Origin of the sequence: Streptomyces sp. NPDC020845 (assembly GCF_044334165.1) — a bacterium.
Lineage (GTDB): Bacteria > Actinomycetota > Actinomycetes > Streptomycetales > Streptomycetaceae > Streptomyces.
In genome coordinates this window covers 823,998-843,016 of record NZ_JBIRSJ010000001.1, presented here as the reverse complement: position 1 = coordinate 843,016, position 19,019 = coordinate 823,998, and the positions used below count along the sequence as shown (strand labels likewise).

General features: G+C 71.0%; 16 protein-coding genes. 6 read left to right on the top strand and 10 right to left on the bottom strand.

Features of this window, described 5'->3' with window-relative positions; all coding sequences use genetic code 11:
• Positions 1 to 3 precede the first annotated feature (3 nt).
• Together ACH4U7_RS02875 and ACH4U7_RS02870 are read right to left on the bottom strand one after the other, a co-directional pair.
• Positions 4 to 1,209, bottom strand: a complete 1,206-nt coding sequence (locus ACH4U7_RS02875) for an XRE family transcriptional regulator (protein ID WP_398526234.1) — start codon at positions 1,207 to 1,209, stop codon at positions 4 to 6.
• A gap of 94 nt (positions 1,210 to 1,303) precedes the next feature.
• Positions 1,304 to 3,031: a right-handed parallel beta-helix repeat-containing protein gene (locus tag ACH4U7_RS02870; protein WP_398526233.1), complete on the bottom strand. Its 1,728-nt coding sequence runs from the start codon at positions 3,029 to 3,031 to the stop codon at positions 1,304 to 1,306.
• Between the two features lie 269 nt (positions 3,032 to 3,300).
• Between ACH4U7_RS02870 and ACH4U7_RS02865 the strand changes: the two genes are divergently transcribed.
• Positions 3,301 to 5,094: a rhodanese-like domain-containing protein gene (locus ACH4U7_RS02865; RefSeq protein ID WP_398526232.1), complete on the top strand. Its 1,794-nt coding sequence runs from the start codon at positions 3,301 to 3,303 to the stop codon at positions 5,092 to 5,094.
• The gene (locus ACH4U7_RS02860) at positions 5,091 to 5,837 is read left to right on the top strand and encodes a sulfite exporter TauE/SafE family protein (RefSeq protein WP_398526231.1); all 747 of its coding nucleotides are present in this window, start codon (positions 5,091 to 5,093) and stop codon (positions 5,835 to 5,837) included. Before ACH4U7_RS02865 ends, ACH4U7_RS02860 begins: the two co-directional genes overlap by 4 nt.
• A gap of 3 nt (positions 5,838 to 5,840) precedes the next feature.
• Here the strand turns inward: ACH4U7_RS02860 and ACH4U7_RS02855 are convergent, their stop codons facing one another.
• Positions 5,841 to 6,128, bottom strand: coding sequence for a metal-sensitive transcriptional regulator (locus ACH4U7_RS02855; RefSeq protein ID WP_014174404.1), 288 nt, complete (start codon positions 6,126 to 6,128; stop codon positions 5,841 to 5,843).
• Positions 6,129 to 6,209: 81 nt separating this feature from the next.
• Here ACH4U7_RS02855 and ACH4U7_RS02850 point away from each other — a divergent pair, with 81 nt between their 5' ends.
• Complete coding sequence (locus ACH4U7_RS02850; RefSeq protein ID WP_398526230.1) at positions 6,210 to 6,782, top strand: rhodanese-like domain-containing protein; 573 nt, start codon at positions 6,210 to 6,212, stop codon at positions 6,780 to 6,782.
• A gap of 71 nt (positions 6,783 to 6,853) precedes the next feature.
• Here ACH4U7_RS02850 and ACH4U7_RS02845 read toward each other — a convergent pair whose 3' ends face one another.
• Together ACH4U7_RS02845 and ACH4U7_RS02840 are read right to left on the bottom strand one after the other, a co-directional pair.
• The gene (locus ACH4U7_RS02845; RefSeq protein WP_398526229.1) at positions 6,854 to 7,261 is read right to left on the bottom strand and encodes a PPOX class F420-dependent oxidoreductase; all 408 of its coding nucleotides are present in this window, start codon (positions 7,259 to 7,261) and stop codon (positions 6,854 to 6,856) included.
• Between the two features lie 123 nt (positions 7,262 to 7,384).
• Positions 7,385 to 7,828, bottom strand: coding sequence for a spore-associated protein A (locus ACH4U7_RS02840; RefSeq protein WP_398526228.1), 444 nt, complete (start codon positions 7,826 to 7,828; stop codon positions 7,385 to 7,387).
• Positions 7,829 to 8,017: 189 nt separating this feature from the next.
• Here ACH4U7_RS02840 and ACH4U7_RS02835 point away from each other — a divergent pair, with 189 nt between their 5' ends.
• A complete protein-coding gene (locus ACH4U7_RS02835; protein ID WP_398526227.1) occupies positions 8,018 to 9,805 on the top strand; it encodes a DUF6055 domain-containing protein in 1,788 nt (595 codons plus the stop codon).
• 131 nt (positions 9,806 to 9,936) lie between these two features.
• Here ACH4U7_RS02835 and ACH4U7_RS02830 read toward each other — a convergent pair whose 3' ends face one another.
• Both ACH4U7_RS02830 and ACH4U7_RS02825 read right to left on the bottom strand, forming a co-directional pair.
• Positions 9,937 to 11,808, bottom strand: a complete 1,872-nt coding sequence (locus tag ACH4U7_RS02830; RefSeq protein WP_398526449.1) for a glycoside hydrolase family 9 protein — start codon at positions 11,806 to 11,808, stop codon at positions 9,937 to 9,939.
• Positions 11,809 to 12,027: 219 nt separating this feature from the next.
• Positions 12,028 to 12,975 (bottom strand): hypothetical protein, encoded by a 948-nt coding sequence (locus ACH4U7_RS02825; protein WP_398526226.1) that lies wholly within the window; start codon positions 12,973 to 12,975, stop codon positions 12,028 to 12,030.
• Between the two features lie 226 nt (positions 12,976 to 13,201).
• On the opposite strand from ACH4U7_RS02825, the gene ACH4U7_RS02820 reads away from it, so the two are divergent.
• Together ACH4U7_RS02820 and ACH4U7_RS02815 are read left to right on the top strand one after the other, a co-directional pair.
• A complete protein-coding gene (locus tag ACH4U7_RS02820) occupies positions 13,202 to 13,477 on the top strand; it encodes a heavy-metal-associated domain-containing protein (protein WP_398526225.1) in 276 nt (91 codons plus the stop codon).
• A gap of 69 nt (positions 13,478 to 13,546) precedes the next feature.
• A complete protein-coding gene (locus tag ACH4U7_RS02815) occupies positions 13,547 to 15,817 on the top strand; it encodes a heavy metal translocating P-type ATPase (protein WP_398526224.1) in 2,271 nt (756 codons plus the stop codon).
• A 106-nt stretch (positions 15,818 to 15,923) separates the two neighbouring features.
• On the opposite strand, the gene ACH4U7_RS02810 is transcribed toward ACH4U7_RS02815, so the two are convergent.
• Genes ACH4U7_RS02810 through ACH4U7_RS02800 form a run of 3 tightly spaced genes read right to left on the bottom strand, consistent with a single transcriptional unit; the run spans position 15,924 to position 19,019 of the window.
• On the bottom strand, positions 15,924 to 16,838 hold the full coding sequence (locus ACH4U7_RS02810; RefSeq protein ID WP_398526223.1) for a branched-chain amino acid transaminase: 915 nt from the start codon (positions 16,836 to 16,838) through the stop codon (positions 15,924 to 15,926).
• Complete coding sequence (locus tag ACH4U7_RS02805) at positions 16,835 to 18,025, bottom strand: Ldh family oxidoreductase (protein WP_398526222.1); 1,191 nt, start codon at positions 18,023 to 18,025, stop codon at positions 16,835 to 16,837. The genes ACH4U7_RS02810 and ACH4U7_RS02805 overlap by 4 nt, the downstream gene beginning before the upstream one ends.
• Positions 18,015 to 19,019, bottom strand: coding sequence for a diiron oxygenase (locus ACH4U7_RS02800; protein ID WP_398526221.1), 1,005 nt, complete (start codon positions 19,017 to 19,019; stop codon positions 18,015 to 18,017). The genes ACH4U7_RS02805 and ACH4U7_RS02800 overlap by 11 nt, the downstream gene beginning before the upstream one ends.

Genomic DNA, 19,019 nt, shown 5'->3' with positions numbered 1-19,019 from the left:
GGGTCAGGCCCGTCCCAGCAGCGCGTCCCGGTGCAGCGAGGCGAGCCTGAGCAGGGCGGCCCCGGCGGGCTGCATGGGTTCCACCGTCGTGAGCCGTTCGATGTGGTCGGCCCGGAAGGGCACGCCCATCGAGCGGCCGGTACCGTCCTCGACGCCGACGAGATGTCCTTCGTCGTTCGTCGCGGCCAGGTCCTGGAAGAGCCCGTCGAAGACCTCGGCGTCCAGGACGAGCACGGTGAGCATGTCGATGACGAACGTGAGCGGGTCCACGCCGAGCCCCAGCCAGTGGACACTCGCCGCGCCCGAGGCGCGGGCGTCGCCCAGGGCCCGGTTGAAGGGCCACGCGTCGTAGTCGATGGGCGCGGTGTCGCTGCCGTAGTCCTCGCTCGTGCCCAGCAGTTCCTCGCTGAGCTCCCGGACGATCGCGCGCCACAGACCGAAGTCGTTGGCCTCGTTCCAGGGGGCGTCGTGGGACGGCTGGAACATGCCGACCGGCGTCACCTGGTGGAGCCCGCCCGCGGTGGCGACCTTCGCCGGATCGCGCCAGTGGAGGATGAATTCGGCAGTGCTGTCCCCCGGGGCGGGGCCCGGGTCGTGGCGCAGGACGAGAGTGCTGATGCCCGCCATGACCGGGCGGGCGGTCAGATCGGTCGGGTCGCCGATGAGGGCGCGGAACGGCGTGCGGACCGGGTCCGGGGCCCGGCCGGTGCCCGCAGGGTTCGCCGCGGCGAATTCATGCGCCGCGGCCTCGCAGATGTCGATGACATCGAAGTAGTGGCCGCGGCCGAAGGTGAGCGTGACTGCGCCATCGCCCCTCACCTGGAGCAGCCGGTAACACGCGCGGTTTTCGAAGAGGCGGGGGCGCGCCAGCTCACCGACGGCCTCGGCGTACGAGGCGTACGGTGTGCCGTCGTCGCGCAGCGGCCGGATGGGGTCGAGCGCGGGGCTGTGCCCGTCCACCGGAGTGGCGGGGGTCTCGCCGGTCCACACCAGCCGCACCCGCTCCAGCGGTACGGGCCGGTCGGGGATCCACCCCGGCCGGGCGAGCAGAGGTGTGCCGGCCACCCGCCGGTGGGCGGGCAAGGCTTCGGCGGCGCGGGCGGTCAGCTCGGACCGGCGCCGGTTCAGATCCGCTCGTACGGAGCGCCACCGGTCACGGGTTCGGCCGGGCTGCACGCGCGGGGCGGATGCGGGGTGGTCATGGGTCACCTTCCCCTCTTTACCAGCACCTGGTGCGGTGTGTTCGCCAGTACCCGGTGTGGCGTGCCCGGCCGGCGGTTCCGCCACCGGCCGGGCACGGCCGTCACTGCCGGTACTCGACGGCGCCGGTGTCCGGGGCGCCCTGGTAGAGCCGCGTGCCGATGTAGTCACGGCCGCCGTTGTCCGGGGTGGCCGCGCCGCCGTCGATCAGCGGTGACCCCTTGGCCGGGGCGAAGCCCAGGGCCGTGCTGAGCTGCGGTCCGGTGGCGGCCGTGCCGTAAGGGCCCGAGACGGCCGGGTTGCGGAACAGCGGGTCGCCCGTGCGGGCGGCGGTGTCGGTCGCGGGGACGGGCAGCGTGGCGCCGCCGTAGAAGTTGCGGCCGTAGGTGATGGTCGGGCTGGTGGTCAGGGACGCGTCGGCGACCGACGAGTAGAAGGCATTGTCGTGAAGGTCGTACCGGGCGGCCAGGGAGGCCCCGTAGCCGTACACCACATAGCGGCTCGTGGCGTTGTACACGGTGTTGTTGTGGACCTCCGCGGTGGCCGCCTTGTCGGAGTGCAGATAGATGGGGTACCGGGAGTTTCCGCTGACGATGTTGTAGCGGACCACGACATCGCCGAACGCGAACTGGCAGAGCAGGAAGCCGTCTCCGTTGTCGTGCACGAAGTTGTACTGGATGACGACCCGTGTGGTGCCCTTGTCCGCGTCGATGCCGTTGGAGTCGGCGCCCCCGGCCTTCTGCTGCGTCCGGTACACCTCGTTGCGCTGGATCACCACATCGTCGGAGTAGTACGTCTCGATGCCCGAGGTCCCCGTCGCGTCGACCACGTTGTGATCGACCAGGGCGCCTCGCACATTGGTCAGATAAATCCCGTTGCAGCCGTAGGCCGTACCGGCCTGGGTGATGTAGTTGTCCCGGATGGTCACCTTGGTGTGCGGGGTGAAGGTGGTGTCGGTGGCCGAGGTGCGGGTGCCCCAGCCGGTCGGGGTGGCGATGGTGTTGCCGTTCGCGTCCTTCCCGTCACCCGTGTACTGCTTCACCACGATCCCGGCGAACGAGGTGTTGCGCACCGTGGAGTGCCGCACCTCGATGTCGTTGAGGACGGTCGGGGTGGCGGGCGGCGCGGTGATGTCGGGCACGGTGGTGTCGAAGATGATGCCGCCGGTCTTCTTCGAGCCGTCCCAGCCCGTCTTGAAGTGGATTCCCGGAGCGTTGTTCGAGACGCTGCCGCTGATCCAGTTCACCTCGCCCGTGACGTCGTGGACGTCGACCCGCTCGATGACGAAGTGGTCGAGCCGCCGCGCATCGTCCCCCGACACATGGATGCCGCGCAGATCGCGCAGGTTCTCGCCGGGTGTGCCGGTGGCGGGGACGGCGTTGCTGACGTCGAGGTCGCGGATCTCCCAGTACTCCTGGTCGAACAGACGGACCGCGTCATCGACCCGCCCAACCCCCTCGATTCTCGGCTTCGGCCCCTTGCCGTAGTCGCCGATCACGATCGGCCGGTGCTCCGCGCCCGACCCCTTGGGCCACAGCTGCCCCTGCCATGAGCCGCCGGCCTTGAGCAGGATGCGGTCGCCGGGCCGGAACGTCGTCCGGTTGACCTGATCGAGGCTCCGCCAGGGCGTGGCGGCGCTGGTGCCCGAAGCGCTGTCGTTCCCCGCGCGCGAGTCCACGTAGTACGTGATTCCGCCCGGCGGGTCGTCGGCCCGGGCGGTGGCGGGCGGCCCGAGCAGCGGGAGCGCGCCCAGGGCGACCGCGACGAGCGGGCCGAGCAGCCGGCCGCGTCCGGCGCGTCTGGCGCGTCTGGCTGAGTGCGTAGGTGTCATCGTCGACCCCTTCCTCGGGATGGTTGCCGCGCTGCGGCCGAGTCATAGAAAGCGCTCTCAGCCGCCCCTGTCAAGGCATCACGCATGCCTTCCGCCGAACACCGTTGGCTCACTGGCGCATTGTGCCCGTCGGTTGTCATTTCTTGGATCTCATCACTCAAGGAAGAGACAGCGCTTTCTTGAGCTAGCACATCCCCCAGATACCCCCGGGGGTAATTCTGCTAAGGTCGGCCACATACCCCCGGGGGTAAATGAGAGACGAAGGGAGCATGCTCGTGTTCTTCATCGACACCGTGGACGTGCCAGGGCTGGGAAACCGCGGCTATCTGGCCGGCGGCCGCGAAGCGGCCGTGGTGGTCGACCCGCCGCGTGACATCGACCGGATCATCGCCATGGCCGCTCGACGGGGAGTGCGCATCTCCCATGTGGTCGAGACGCATGTGCACAACGACTACGTGACCGGCGGCCTGGAGCTCGCCCGGCTCACCGGCGCCGCCTACCTGGTCCCCGCCGGGGCCCGGGTGGCCTATGAGCGGGTGCCGGTCGGCGACGGGGACACCGTGGACATCGGCGACGGGCTGGCGCTGCGCGCGCTGGCCACGCCCGGCCACACCCCGCACCACACCGCGTACGTGCTGGAGGAGGCCGGGCGGGCGATGGCCGTCTTCACCGGTGGGTCGCTGCTCATCGGTACGGTCGGGCGTCCGGATCTGGTCGAACCGCGGCTGACCGAACGGCTGGCCCGGGCCCAGCACGCGTCCGTCCACAGGCTCGCCGCCGAGCTGCCGGACGAGACCGCCGTACTGCCCACCCATGGCTTCGGAAGCTTCTGCTCCTCCGGGCCGGCCGCGGGCGACGCGACGACGATCGGCGAGCAGCGCGCCACCAACGAGGCGGTCACCGAGGACGCCGACACCTTTGTCGCCAGGCTGCTGTCCGGCCTCGACGACATACCCGCGTACTACGCGCACATGGGCCCGGCCAACGCCGCCGGACCGGCGCCCGTCGATCTGACCCCGCCCGCACGCGCGGACGCCGACGAGATAGCCGCGCGCCTGGCGGCCGGTGAATGGGTCGTCGACCTCCGCAACCGCGTCGCCTTCGCCGAGGGCCATGTCGGCGGCACCTTCAACTTCGCGGCCGACGGTCAACTCGCCACCTATCTGGCCTGGTTGCTCCCCTGGGGCAAGCCGGTCACCCTGCTCGCCGAGTCGCCCGAGCAACTGGCCGCCGCCCAGCGCGAACTCGTCCGCGTCGGCATCGACCGGCCCGCTGCCGCCGCCACCGGCCCACTCGCGGCATGGCTGCGGGACGGGGAGCGGCCACGCTCCTTCCCGCGCGCCACCTTCGCCGAGCTCGCCGCCCGGGCCGCGGACCGGGGGACGGTCGTCCTCGATGTCCGCCGGGAGTCCGAGCGCGGCCGGGAGCACATCGCGGGTTCGCTGCACATCCCCGTACACCAGCTGCGGGACCGGCTCGCGGAGATCCCGGCGGGCACCGTGTGGGTGCACTGCGCCGGGGGCATGCGGGCCGCCATCGCCGCCTCGCTGCTGGACGCCGCCGGCCGGTCCGTCGTCGCCGTGGAAGACGGGTTCGACGCCGCACGCGAGGCCGGTCTGCCGGTCGTCTCCGGAGTCTCGGACGTATCAGGCGTCCCTGGCGGTGCCCCTGCGCGGATCACCGCGGAGCAGGCCCGGACCCGCACCGGACTGGACGGCGACGCGGTGCTGCTGGATGTGCGCGAGCCGGAGGAGTGGGCCGCCGGACACGCGCCCGGCGCGGTGCACGCGCCACTGTCCGCGCTGACGGCCGGGGCGCCACTGCCCCAGGGCATCCAGGGCCGCCCGCTCGTGGTGATCTGCCGTACCGGCAACCGCTCCCGGCAGGCGGTCGAACTGCTCGTCGGGCGCCGCATCGACGCGGTGGACGTCACCGGCGGGATGGGGGCCTGGGCCGAGGCGGGCCTGCCGGTGGTGGCCGGCCCGGGCGACGGCAGCGCGGTGGCGGGCGGCGCGGGCGACAACAACAACGCGGTGGCGGGCGACGGCGGCCGGACAGCGTGAGTACCGCGCTCCTCGCCCTGGCCGCCGGGGCCGTCATCGGCCTCGCGCTGGGCGCCCTCGGAGGCGGCGGCAGCGTGCTGGCAGTCCCCGCTCTGATCTATCTGCTCGGCTTCACCCCCGCCGCGGCCACCACGGCGAGTCTGATCATTGTCACCGTCACCTCCGCCACCGCGCTGTACGCACACGCACGCGACGGCAACGTCCGCTGGCGTACGGGGGCGCTCTTCGCGGCCGCGGGCCTGCTGCCCGCGGCCCTGGGCGGACTGGCCGCCGGCCATCTGCCGCCCTCCCTGCTGACCGGGGCGTTCGCCCTCGTCGCGGCCGTCGCGGCGCTGCGCATGTTCCGGCACGCGCCCCAAGAGGAGGGCAGCCGACCGGTACGACCGGGCCGGGCCGCCGGGGCCGGGGCCGGGCTCGGCGCCGTGACGGGCGTCCTGGGCGTGGGCGGCGGCTTTCTCGCCGTACCGGCCCTGGTGGGCGCGCTCGGCCTGCGGATGCGGGCCGCAGTCGGCACCAGCCTGCTGGTCATCACCGCCAACTCGCTGGCCGCGCTGCTCGCCCGCGGCGGCAGCGCCCACGGCATCGACTGGGCGGTCCTCGCGCCCTTCGCCGGGACCGCGGTCCTCGGCGCCTGGGACGGGAAACGCCTCGCGGCCAAGGTCTCCGGTGATGTGCTCCGGCGGGTCTTCGCCTCGGTGCTGCTGGCCGTGGCGGCGCTCATGCTGATCGACGTGATCGTATGAGCGTCAGGCGAGGGAGAGAAACAGCTTCTCCAGCCTGGCGCGCATCTGATCCCGGTCCTCGTCCGCGTTTCCACGCGCCTCGACGTCGGTCAGACACTGCTGCAGACCGGTGGCGATGATGGCGAAGCCCGCCCGGTCCAAGGCGCGCGACGCGGCGGCGAGCTGAGTGACGACGTCCTCGCAGTCCCGCCCCTCCTCGATCATCCGGATCACACCGGAGATCTGCCCCTGAGCACGCCGCAGCCGGTTCAGTACGGCCTTCAGCTCCGCGCCGGCGAGATCCAGTTCCACGAAAACACCTCCACAATACCCCTAGGGGTAATTTACCCTCCGCATGGGGCACCGTCGACAACCCTCAGGATGTGCACCACCATGAACGCTCCCGACACCTGCACCGCCGACCAGGCCCGCGCCAGTCTGCACGACCTCACGGTCATCGATGTCCGCACACCGGGCGAGTACGCCACGGGACATCTGCCCGGCGCCCACAACATCCCCCTGGACCAACTCGGCCGCGCCCTGCCCGCGATCGAGGAGGCCGCCGGGAGGGGCGGCATACTCCTGGTCTGCGCGTCCGGCGCACGCTCCGCGAAGGCGTGCCGGACGCTCGCCGAGCACGGGGTGGCCGCCGTGACCCTGACCGGGGGGACCAGCGCCTGGGCGGACCGCGGCCATGAGCTGCACCGCCCCGAAACCGCCTCCCGCGCCACCTGGAGCATGGAGCGTCAGGTCCGCTTCACCGCCGGGGCCGTCGTACTGACCGGTCTGGGCCTCGGTCTGCTGCACCCGGCCTGGCAGCTGGTCTCGGCGGGGATCGCGGGAGGGCTGGTGTTCTCGGCGCTCACCAACACCTGCGGCATGGCCGCGCTCCTCGCCAGACTCCCCCACAACCGGCCCCGCCCCGCCGACCTCGACGCCACGCTGGCCGCCCTGCGGGGACGCTGAGCGCGGGAACACCCCCCGCGCCCGTCCGAGCGGCAGCGGGCCGCTCGGCGGGACGCGGGGGGTGCGGTGTTTCAGAGCCGGCCCACGACCTTGGCCGGGGTGACCCGCACGATGACCCGCTCACCGTCGTCCTTGGAGGACGGGTTGAAGGTGGCGTAGTCCTTGCCCGTGTACTTCAGCGACAGTTTGTTCAGCACTTCCTTGTCGCCGTCCGGGGCGAGGGTGGCGGTGCCGCGGATCTCGGCGTAGGTGTACGGGTTCTCCGGCGGGTTGACCATCAGGGTTATCCGCGGGTCACGGTGGAGGTTCTTGCCCTGCAGCCGGTCCACGGTCGTGGAGAACAACAGGTCGTCACCATCGCGGATGACCCAGACGACCGTCAGATGCGGGCGACCGTCCGGCGAGATGGTCGCCACGGTCACGAACGCACGCGATTCGTCGAGGTACTTCTTCAAGCCGTCCGAGAGGCTGGCCGCCACAGTCAGAGCCTTTCCGCAGGGGGCAGGGTCGTGACACCACAGGGGTGCCGGTCGGAACGTACCACCCCACCCGACCGCGCGGTTGCGCGAAGGCATCGGCCCTGGCGGCGAACCGGCCGCCGGTCACCAGCCCTTGGTCACCCGGTGCTCCCTCAGCGATCCGCAGTTGCTCCCGTACGTCCAGGTGGACTGGTTGTCGATACCGCCGGCCCAGTCCACGCACTTCCCGCGCGCATAGGTGTACACGGGCCCCGCGTAGGACCTGTACATACCGTTGTCCTCCTGCGGCTCGCCACCGTTCGCATAGAGGTAGGCGAACATCGAGACCGGGGCGCCCGTGGTGTTCCGCACGGTCACCACGCAGTTGGTGCCCTTCGCGGAGTTGTACGTCAGGTAGACGGTGCCCTTCTGGCCGATCGGCGCCGAATTCACCACCTTGTAGCCACTGCCGCAGACCCCGTTGTACGCGGCCCTGGTGGCGGCCGTGGCCTGCGGAGCCAGGGCCGCGGTGCCCGCGACGGCGGAGGCCAGCACCGCGGTGGCGGCCATATAGCGAGAAAGCTTCATGTATCCCCCTTATTACCCCTGGACGCTTTTTGCGTCATCTAGGTGACATGCGAGGGGGTTGAATGGTTGTAGGCGCCGACCGGGTCTTCGACCGGTTTGGCCATAGGTGCGGCCATGGCCGTGGGAGCGCTCCCGTGACACTATTCCCTCACACCCCACGGGAACCCCATCGGAAACGGAGGATCGGGCATGAGATCCCCATTATTGACATGGCCGCGACAATTGATCGCGGCGGCGGCGCTGCTGGCGCTCACCGTCGCCCTGGGCGTGACACCCGCGACCGCCCGCCCGCACGCACCGACGGCAGCCGCGGCCAAGACAGTGTACATCCCGCCGAGTTGGGCGGCGACCGGCGAGGTGCCATGGGCCCAGAACCGGACCAAGGAGTCGAACAATTTCATCCTGCTGTGGGGAGAGAAGTCGGGCACCGACCCCAAGAACGCCTCGGGACAGTACCGGTTCGACCCCGATGACATCCTCAGCCAGCTGGAGCGGCTGTACACCGTCTATGTCAACTCGCTGCAGTTCACGCCGGAGACCGGCCTGCTGTCCCAGTACAAGATCGATGTGATCGTCACCCAGACCTGGAACAACAGCAACCTCAACGCCTGGGCCTCGGGCGGCCAGGCCGACGGCAAGGTCGGCGTGATCAACATCGCCCCCGGCGCGGCCCAGCCCGGCTCCTGGGGACTGGCCCATGAGCTGGGCCATGTGTTCCAGAACTACACCTTCATGGGCAAGGGCGGCGGCGCCGGGCTGACCGACCCGTCGGCCGGGACGTTCTGGGAGACCGGCGCCGAGTACATGGCGATGCAGGTGTACCCGGACGGGGGCGCGGGCGATCTGACCCGGCTCCTGCGCACCGAGAACCTCGCCTACTCCTCCAGCCGCCACCACTACGGCAACTGGATGCTGGTGCAGTACCTGGTCGACCGCTACGGCGGGATGAAGACCTTCACCGACATCTGGAACCAGGCCAAGAACAACGAACACCCGCTGGAGGTCTACCGGCGGATCAACAACCTCAGCCAGGCCCAGCTGAACACGCGGATCGCGGAGTACGCGCAGCGCCAGGTCACCTACGACTACTCCAACCGGTCCCACATCATGCCGTTCATCAACAACGTCTACGGCGCGGGCTTCATCAACGCCTACAACGGTGTCCCGGTGAACGCCGTCACCCAGTCCGCCGGCCACTACGCCATCCCGGACCCGCTCGCTCCGTCCGACTACGGCTACAACAAGATCAAGCTGGTGCCCAGCAGCGACGGGGCGCTGATCAAGCTGCACCTCAAGGGCCATGCCAACACGGCCGCCGGGTCCGGCTGGTCATACGGCTTTGTCGCGGTGAAGAACGGCACCCCGCGCTACGGTCCCGTCTCCACCAGCGCCGACGGCCAGCTCAGCTTCCAGACCCAGCCCGGCGAGAAGGAGGTGTACCTGGTGGTCACCGGCGCCCCGAGCACCGTGCACCACTACGCCTACCTCGACGGCTACACCAAGAACTACCGCTATCCGTACGAGTTCCGGATCAGCGGCGCCATCCCGTCCGGCTTTGAGCCGGGCTACCAGAAGCCCGCCGCCACAGGTGGCGGACACTGGCACTCCAACGGTGGTGGCTGGGTCGACAACCGCGCCAACGTCGCCGCCAGCGTCTACGTCGGCCCGCGCGCCGCGGTGTACGGCAGCTCCACCGTCACCGGCAACGCCCGTATCGAGGGCCTGTCCTGGGTGAACTCGGGCGCCACCGTCGGCGGCAACGTCGTGGTCAAGGACAACGCCATCGTCCAGGGCGGGGCCAATCTGTCGGGGAGCGTGGTTTTGGGCGGCGACGCCGAGATGGCCATCAGCTGCTCCTCGGGCACCTATCTGCTGTTCAACCCGGACCGAAACTGCGACGGCCGCGGCGGGGAAACGGACATCAACCCCGCGCACGGCACCTTCACCGACGACGAACTGGCCATCACCATCTCCTGACGCCCCCGCTCATGCGTCGAGGGCGGCCGCGCACTGTGCGCGACCGCCCTCGACGGCGTGGTGTGGCCGACTGAGCCCTTACCGGCTCAGCCCTTACCGGCTCAGCCCTTACCGGCTCAGCCCTTACCGGCTCAGCCCTTGTAGGCCATGCCCTTGCCCAGATCGTCGGCATACGACGAGATCCAGGCCAGCGGGGCGTTCCAGTTGATGGTCACCTCGTTGGTGGAGAACGCCATGATGTCGTCGGTGTAGCACATCGCCGGGGCGCAGCCCTTGAGCTTCTTCTGGGCGACCGGGTCCTCAAGACCGGAGTTCGGGCCACCGGCCAGCGTGCCGGGCGACGGGCTCGGCAGCTTGGCGTCGAGCTGGTGCGCCCAGAAGCGGTGGTGCTGGCGGTGCGAGTCCCGTTCGCCGTAGCCCGTGACATAGGACTGGTTGAGCGGGTTCCCGCCCAGCAGATAGTCCATGCCGCGCAGCACCGCGTCACGGTAGCGGGTCTTACCGGTCAGATCGTGTGCCGTGGCGAGCACGACCATGTTGTTCAGCACCTGGCTGTTGGAACCCCACTCGTACTTGCCGCTCTTCGGCGCGTACGGCACGCCGTACGCCGACTTCGCGGAGAACGCGGCGTAGCGGTCGGCGGCCCGGATCACCGTCTTGCGCACCTCGGCGCGCTGCTTGGCGGTGAGCTTGTTGTCCACGGTGGCCAGGTCGAGCTGTCCGAGGCCCGCGGCCTGTGCCCAGGACAGGGCGCTGGTGCGCGGGAAGATCGCGTCGACGTCGCCGTACAGCGGAGAGTCGAGGACGGCCTTGCGGTAGGTGTTGTCACCGGTGGTGATGAACAGCTCGGACGCGGCCCAGTAGAACTCGTCGCTGACGTCGCTGTCGCCGTACGCGCCACCGCCCGTGGAGTCCTGGTCGCTGGCGAGCAAATTCGGATGTGCCTTGGCCGCGGCCCAGGCGGTCTTGGCCACGTGCAGGCTCCGGGCGGCGAACTGTGGGTCGTAGGGCTTGAAGAGGCGGGCGCTCTGAGCGGCGGTGGCCGCCAGGTTGAGCGTGGCGGCGGTGGACGGCGTGTGCAGCTCGCGCTGCTGCTTGTCCTGGTCCGGCCGCGTCGGGAAGCCGGTCCACTCCTTGTCGTGCACCTTATGGAAGGCCATACCGGCGAGCGGCTTGCCCTGAGGCACCTGCATACGCATCAGGAAGTCCATCTCCCAGCGGGCCTCGTCGAGGATGTCAGGGATGCCGTTGCCGTGCTCGGGCACCCGGAGCTTGCCGTCGCCCAGCGGCTTGGCGTCGGCGCCCTTGGTGGTCTTGGTGCGTTCGAACTCCGACATCAGCTGGGCCACGGAGATACCGCCGTTGACGACGTACTTGCCCTGGTCGCCGGCGTCGTACCAGCCACCGGAGACATTGCGGCGGTAGTCGCACACACCCTGCTGGCACGGGACGTCGGTGTCGCCCCGGTGCGGAGCGGCCTTGTCATGACCCGCGGGTCGGGCGTACTTGCCGCCGACGAGATCAGCGTCGATCTTGATGCCACTGCGGTTCTGGTAGAAGTACTCCAGCGAGTCGCGGCGCAGCGAACTGTAGAGGTCGTCGCTGATGGAGAACGGCTCGCTCTGCTTCCCGTCGACGTTGACGGTGTACCCCTTGCCCTGGTCCGTGACCTTGCTGAAGTCGAAGGTCTGGACGTTCTGCCCGGAGCTCGGGTCCACGCCCGCGGGCGTGGTGGTGCCGCTGGCCCGCTTGGTGCCGTCGGCGGCCCGCAGGGTCCACGTCAGGGGCTTGGTGGCGTCGGTGACGACGGTGCCCTTCTTGGGGCCGTGGGTCAGATAGCCGACCTGGTTCACTCGCACCGGGGAGCCGGTGTTGAGCTTGGGGCCGGGCTTCTCCGCACCGGCCGCCTCGGCGCCGCGCGGGGCGCCGCGGTCCGCGGCCATTGCCGCGGGTGCCGCCAGGGCACCCGCGGCAATGGCCGCGGCGACCGCCGCGCCCAGCATGCGCTGGCGGCGGCGGCCGGTCCGGTCGGTGGCGGGACGTACTCGGGGGGCAGCAGGCATCAAGGCTTCAGCTCTTCCGGAGGGGACAGGGGCAACACGGCGGCGCGATTTGGGGTCGCGGCCGCGAATTTCCATGCCTCAGAGCCTAGGAAGCCGCCCTGGCCTGCAGCTTCGTACGCTTAGCCGAAATCCGGGTACATCAGTCGGCCGAATTCCTCCTCATCCAATTGAGGTATTCCGGCCGGCTTGGACGGTAAAGGCCGCGGTGTGGACCTGGCCCTGGTGCTTGAAGTCCAGGAACAGGCGGTACGCGCCCGGGCTCGGTGCCGTCGCCATGAAGGAGATCTCAGGGCCGGGCTCCGTCCTGCCGTCTCCGGGCTCGCCACCGGGGTGGACGTGCAGATAGGCGAGGTCGCCGGAGCGCAGGGCGACCAGGTGGCCGTAGGCGCCGAGGTAGGGCTGGAGGTCCCGCACCGGCTTGCCGTCCTTGCTGACGGTCAGCGTCAGCTCGCTGCTCTTGCCCGGGGTCATGCCGCCGGCCAGCTTGACCTGGTACCCGTCGACGCGGGCCGTGGTGTCGCTCGCGGGCAGCTTCGCCGGCTCGTACGCTCCGGGCACGGCCAGGTCGGTGCCGAGCGTGAGCCCTTCCCCGCCCTTGGGCGTGAAGTCGGCGAAGACCCGGTACGGGCCGGCCTCTGGCAGAGCCACGGATGTGGACCAGGTGCCGTCGGCCGCCCGGGTCGGGTGCAGATGGCGGAATGTCGCCAGGGCGCGTGAGGCGACGATCAGGTGCAGTTCCTTGTCGTTCTCGCGGTCGTAGGCGGTGAGCGGGCGTCCGGTCGCCTCCCGCACGATGGTGAAGCGCAGATCGACGCGCTTGCCCGGCTGGAGCCGCGGGGTCTTCAGATCGAGGGTGTAGCCCCCTTCGGATATCTGCAGGCCCCCGGGCGGGGAGAGCTTCTGGCCTCCGGCCTCATCTTCTCCGCCGTGCTCATCTCCTCCGCCGTGCTCGCTCCCCGCACCCCGCGCGCTGTCCGTATGCCCCTGGTGAGCCGCGCTCGCCGGCTCGGGCGAGATCTCGCCGACTCCGCTGCCCACGCCGTACGCGGTGCCGAAGGTGGCGGCGAGCGCGGCGGCGAATGCGGCGATCCGCAGTCCGGTCTTCATGACACATCCCTTGTCTCCTGGCCGCCGGTCCTGCGGCCTTCACGTCACGCGGCGGAGCCGCATATCGACCACGCGGCGGAGCCGCATATCGACACTTCAAGTTACCCCCTGGGGGTATCAAGTCAACCCCGGGTCGCCCTTGTGGTCAATACCGGTGGGGGGTATACATAAAGGCGTCACCGATACCCTGATGGGGTATCCACCGATCGATGACGGAGGACCACCCATGTCGGACTGCTGCACCCCCGGCGGAAGCTGCCACACCACATCCACGACCAGCTACCGGGTCGAGGGCGTCGGCAGCGCCCACTGCCAGGGCGTCGTCGCCAAGGCCGTCGGTGCCCTGGAGGACGTCAAGGACGTCGAGGTCGAGATCGGCACCGGACTGGTGACCGTGACGACCGCCACCAAGCCCGATGCGGCGTTCGACCAGCTGCTCGCCAAGACCGTCGACGAGGCGGGCTACGGCTTCGCCGGCCGCGTGGCCGCCGCGAACGCCTGATCTGTCCCACCCCGGGCGGGGCCGCCCCAGCCGCGGCCCCGCCCCCGTCCCCTGCTGCCAGGAGCAGACATGACCACCACCACGTCCGGTGCCGCCGAGGTCGAACTCGCCATCGGCGGCATGACCTGCGCCTCGTGCGCCGCCCGGATCGAGAAGAAGCTCAACCGCATGGACGGGGTCGAGGCCACCGTCAACTACGCCACCGAGAAGGCGAAGGTCTCCTTCCGGGACGACATCGCTGTCGAGGATCTGATCGCCACCGTCGAGGCCACCGGCTACACCGCGCGGGAACCCGAGCGCGACCCCGTGCGCACCGGTTCGGCGCCCGGCGAGGACACGGATGAGGCTTCGCTCGACGAACTGCGGCCGCTGCGCGAGCGGTTGACCACCGCGGTCGTGCTCGCCGTCCCCGTGATCGCGATGGCGATGGTCCCGGCCCTCCAGTTCGACTACTGGCAGTGGCTGTCCCTGACGCTGGCGGCCCCCGTGGTGACCTACGCCGCCTGGCCCTTCCACAAGGCGGCCTGGACCAACGCCCGGCACGGCGCCGCCACCATGGACACCCTGATCTCCGTCGGCACGGCCGCGGCGTTCCTGTGGTCGGTGTGGGCCCTGTTCTTCGGCACGGCCGGTACGCCCGGTATGACCCACCCCTTCGAGCTCACCATCGCCCGCTCCGACGGGGCCGGGAACATCTACCTGGAGGCCGCGGCCGGGGTCACCGCCTTCATCCTGGCCGGACGCTACTTCGAGGCGCGGTCGAAGCGTAAGGCGGGCGCGGCGCTCAAGGCGCTCATGGAGCTCGGGGCCAAGGAGGTCACCGTTCTGCGCGGCGGCCGCGAGGAGCTGATCCCGGTCGGCGAGCTCAGGACCGGCGACCGGTTCCTGGTCCGTCCCGGGGAGAAGATCGCCACCGACGGCACGGTCGTCGAGGGCTCGTCCGCGGTCGACGCCTCCATGCTCACCGGGGAGTCGGTCCCCGTCGAGGTCGGCGAGGGCGACAGCGTCACCGGCGCCACGCTCAACGCCGGAGGCCGCCTGGTCGTCGAGGCCACCCGGGTCGGCGCCGACACCCAGCTCGCCCGTATGGCCAAGCTGGTGGAGGACGCGCAGAACGGCAAGGCCGCCGCCCAGCGGCTCGCCGACAAGATCTCCGCGGTCTTCGTGCCGGTCGTCATCGCGCTCGCGCTCGGCACTCTGGGCTTCTGGCTCGGCAACGGCGCGGGCCTGACCGCCGCCTTCACCGCTGCCGTCGCCGTCCTCATCATCGCCTGCCCCTGCGCCCTGGGCCTGGCCACCCCGACCGCGCTCATGGTCGGCACCGGCCGCGGCGCCCAGCTGGGCATCCTGATCAAGGGTCCCGAGGTCCTGGAGACCACGCGCAAGGTCGACACCATCGTCCTGGACAAGACCGGCACCGTCACCACCGGCCGGATGACCCTGCTCGCCGTGCACACCGCGACGGGCACGAGCGACACCGACGCCCTGCGGCTCGCGGGCGCCCTGGAACATTCCTCGGAGCACCCCATCGCCCAGGCCGTCGCCGCCGGCGCCAGCGCCCGGGTGGGCGCCCTGCCCTCCCCCGAGGACTTCGCCAATGTCCCCGGCCTCGGCGTCCAGGGCATCGTCGAGGGGCACGCGGTCCTGGTCGGCCGCGAGAAGCTGCTGGCCGAATGGGCCATCTCCCTGCCCGCCGAGCTGGAGCGCGCCAAGGCCGCGGCCGAGGCGACCGGGCGTACGGCCATCGCGGTCGCCTGGGACGGCGAGGCCCGCGCGGTCCTGGAGGTGGCGGACGCCGTCAAGGACACCAGCCCGGAAGCGATCAGGCGGCTGCGCGCCCTCGGCCTCACCCCCTTCCTGCTGACCGGCGACAACGCGACCGTCGCCGAGGCGGTCGCCGCGGAGGTGGGTATCGCGCCCGAGCAGGTGATCGCCGAGGTCATGCCGCAGGACAAGGTGGACGTGGTGAAGCGTTTGCAGGGCGAGGGCCGTTCGGTCGCCATGGTCGGCGACGGCGTCAACGACGCCGCCGCGCTCGCCCAGGCCGACCTCGGGCTGGCGATGGGCACCGGCACCGACGCCGCCATCGAGGCGGGCGATCTGACGCTGGTACGCGGCGACCTCAGGGCCGCGGCGGACGCGATACGCCTCTCCCGCAAGACCCTGGGCACCATCAGGTCCAACCTCTTCTGGGCCTTCGCCTACAACGTCGCCGCTCTCCCACTCGCGGCCTCCGGACTCCTCAACCCGATGATCGCCGGAGCCGCCATGGCCTTCTCCTCCGTCTTCGTGGTCGGCAACAGCCTCCGGCTGCGCGGCTTCCGACCGACGGACGCATGAGCCGACGAACACATGGGCCGGCGACGATGCGCCCGGCCCGAGCACCGGCCTTCGGGCCCGGGCGGATCATCCGCCCGGGCCCGAAGGCCGTTTCCCGCGGTGTTCGTCAGCCGCCCACGGGGGTGAGCCAGTCGGCCGCCGCAGGATGGCGACCGGCGGCCGCTTGCCGGTAGGCGTCGCGCAGGACGGTGGTGACCGGGCCGGCACCCCGCGCGGTGGTGGGACGGTCGTCCAGCGACTCGACCGGGACGACGCCCGTGGCGGTGCCGGTCACGAACAGTTCGTCCGCGGTGTACAGCTCGGCATGGGCCACCGGCCGCTCCGCCACCGTGATCCCCGCGCCGCGCGCCAGGTCGAGGACGGTCGCACGAGTGATCCCCGGCAGGATGCCCTGCTCGACCGAGGGCGTGTGGAGCACACCGGACTTCACGAGGAAGATATTGGCCGCGGAGCATTCGGAGACATGGCCGGAGGCGGTCAGCAGCACCGCGTCGTCGTACCCCCCGCGGATCGCGGCGAGCTTGGCGAGGCAGGAGTTGAGATAGGCGCCCGTGGTTTTGGCCACCGGCGGAATCGCGTCCTGGTGGTTACGCCGCCAGCCGCTCGTGACCAGGCGCCAGACGCGCTCGGGCGGTTCCTCCCAGCTCCAGGCGGCGATGGCCACCCGGACCTCGGACAGGTCCAGGGCGACGCCCATGCTGCCGTACCCGAGATAGACCAGCGGCCGCACATAGCGTGGGCCCGCGCCGCCGGCCCTGACCAGCTCGACCGTGGCGGCCGCCAGCTCCTCCTCGGCATAGGGGATGTCCATCAGACAGACCCGGGCCGAGCAGGTCAGCCGGGCCAGATGGTCGCGGAGCCGGAAGACCGCCGGGCCGTCCGCGGTCTCGTGGACCCGGATCCCCTCGTAGACGGCCCAGCCGTAGTGCAGGGACTGGGTGAGGACATGGACCTGGGCCGCATCCCAGGGGACGAGGCGGCCGTCCATCCAGATGGAGCCGCCCGCGGTCAGGGCCGTCACGGAACCCTCCTGTGGTCGGCGGCGGACACGGGCGCGTCGACGCCGTGCTGCAGGGCGAGCGCGCGCAGGGCCCGCGCCGTGTCGGGGTCCAGCGGAATGCCGTACCGGGCGGCCTCGCCGGCCCGCAGCCGCTCCGGGTCCCCGGGGCTGAGGACCGGATCCGCGCCCGCGGCGGGCGCCCGGCGGGTGGTGGCGACCAGGTCGGCCAGGCGCCGCCGGAACGGGTCGGGCCCCGCGAAGGCGGCGGGATCCAGGCACAGCAGGAAGTGGGCGACCCGGCGCCCCCGGCCATCGGGGGACTGCCCGATGTGGTCGAGCTCCCAGTCCAGGGGGGCATCGGCCAGCACCGCCGTCATCAGGGTCACGGCCATGGCCAGACCCTGCCCTTTGTGCCCCTGGCCCTTGTGGCTCTGGCCCTTGTGGCCCTGTCCCTCGTGGCCCTGTCCCTCGTGGCCCTGTCCCTTGTGGCCCACGCCGGACGCGCCGAGCGGGGAGAGTGCCACCGCGGCGGACGCGTCGTGGGTGCCGTGCCCGCGGGCGTCGGTGGCCCAGCCCGGCTCCAGGGGAAGGCCCAGCCGCCCGCGCTCCTGGATCTCCCCCTGGCACACCTGGCTGGTCGCGATGTCGAGCGCGAACTCCTCGCCGTCGGTGCCCGCGGCGACGCTGATCGGATTGGTCCCGAACAGCGGTGTCCGCCCGTGGCACGGGGCGACCCTGGATGCCGCCGAGGTCATCGCCCAGCCGACCATCCCGGCCGCGGCCATGGCGCGGCTGTAGACCGAGGCGGCCCCGAAGTGGTTGGAGTTGCGCACGACCACGGTGGCCACGCCGTGTTCGGCCGCCCGCCGCACCGCCTCCCGGACACCCGCGATCCCGGCGACGACGCCGAGGGCGGCGTCCGCGTCGACCAGTGCCGTGGCTCCGGTCTGCCGTACCACGCGGATGCGCGGGGCGGCGTTGGCGATTCCCCGGGCGAGATCGTCGAGGTAGCGCGGCAGCAGCCGCAGCCCATGGGTGGCGACGCCGCGCATCGAGGTCTCCACCAGGGCATCGGCGACCACCGTCGCGGAGTCGTCGTCGACGCCGTGCGCGGTGAGCGCGCGCACCGCGACGGTCCGCGCCGCCTCCGGGGCGATGCCCGCCCACTCGCCGCGGTCGGCCTGCTCGCCTCCGTTCTCAGAGGACATAGGGCAGCTCACCGCTCATCTTGAGACCGGACCAGTCGAAGTCCATCTCGTCCAGCACATCGAGGTCGCTCAGCACCTGGTGCAGACCGCTGTAGTCGCGCAGCAGGGCCGTACGGCCGGCGGCCTGGCAGTCCCGCAGCATCTCCGCACCGCCCCGCACCCCGGCCAGCCGCATGATGGCCTCCCAGGCCCGGTAGTCGTTGGCGGAGTACGCCCTGAGGGCGACGCCCAACGACTCCAGCAGGAAGCGCTGTTGCTCCCCGGTCAGTTGGGGATACAGCGTCTTGAGCAATTCGCCGCTGATGGAGCCGTGGCAGACCTCGTCGTGCCGGTGCAGCCGCGCGAGCGCCATGTTCATCGGCTGGATCTCCGACGCCGTGGCGACGAGTTCGAGGTACGCGCCGATGGACAGCTCCGTCGTGATGGCGAACGCCAGCGTCAGCAGGGAGCGCTGCCAGCGCTCCTCGGCGCCCTCGGTCAGCTCGCGATGCGCCTCGGAGACGTACGGCAGCGGCAGCTCCTTCTCGCGGTAGTGCGCCCCGCGCCTGGCTCGGGTGACATCGCTGGCCATGCGGTGCATCAGGATGTGGTACCGCTCGTCGACCAGGGCCTGCATCAGGGAGACCTCCAGCGCCTCACCCCACAGTCCGGGGAACTCACCGCGCAGGATGAGGTCGAACGCCGGGTTCACCACATGGGTCTCGGAGTACTCGGTGTTCCGGTTGAGGGCGATCATGGCCCAGGTCAGCACCGCCTGCCGCCGCTCCGGCGCAAGCTCGCGATAGGTCGGGTGGTCGGCGAACGGGACGATGCTCTCGGGGTAGTCGGGCGCGGCTGGGTCGAACATGTCGATCAGACCGGGGTCGTCGCGTTTGACCGTGGCCCGGCGCGCCCAGTTGACCGCCAGCCGCTGGATCACGGGACTGTCCACGGCGCTGAACAGCTCACTGCCCAGCGCGTCTTCCTCGGCGTTGCTGGTGAACCGCTCGTCCAT

Coding starts and splice junctions, on each gene's coding strand:
- ACH4U7_RS02870 (WP_398526233.1), bottom strand. CDS start 3,031: ATGACACCTACGCACTCAGCCAGACGCGCCAGACGCGCCGGACGCGGC.
- ACH4U7_RS02865 (WP_398526232.1), top strand. CDS start 3,301: ATGCTCGTGTTCTTCATCGACACCGTGGACGTGCCAGGGCTGGGAAAC.
- ACH4U7_RS02850 (WP_398526230.1), top strand. CDS start 6,210: ATGAACGCTCCCGACACCTGCACCGCCGACCAGGCCCGCGCCAGTCTG.
- ACH4U7_RS02840 (WP_398526228.1), bottom strand. CDS start 7,828: ATGAAGCTTTCTCGCTATATGGCCGCCACCGCGGTGCTGGCCTCCGCC.
- ACH4U7_RS02835 (WP_398526227.1), top strand. CDS start 8,018: ATGAGATCCCCATTATTGACATGGCCGCGACAATTGATCGCGGCGGCG.
- ACH4U7_RS02830 (WP_398526449.1), bottom strand. CDS start 11,808: ATGCTGGGCGCGGCGGTCGCCGCGGCCATTGCCGCGGGTGCCCTGGCG.
- ACH4U7_RS02825 (WP_398526226.1), bottom strand. CDS start 12,975: ATGAAGACCGGACTGCGGATCGCCGCATTCGCCGCCGCGCTCGCCGCC.
- ACH4U7_RS02820 (WP_398526225.1), top strand. CDS start 13,202: ATGTCGGACTGCTGCACCCCCGGCGGAAGCTGCCACACCACATCCACG.
- ACH4U7_RS02815 (WP_398526224.1), top strand. CDS start 13,547: ATGACCACCACCACGTCCGGTGCCGCCGAGGTCGAACTCGCCATCGGC.
- ACH4U7_RS02805 (WP_398526222.1), bottom strand. CDS start 18,025: ATGTCCTCTGAGAACGGAGGCGAGCAGGCCGACCGCGGCGAGTGGGCG.
- ACH4U7_RS02800 (WP_398526221.1), bottom strand. CDS start 19,019: ATGGACGAGCGGTTCACCAGCAACGCCGAGGAAGACGCGCTGGGCAGT.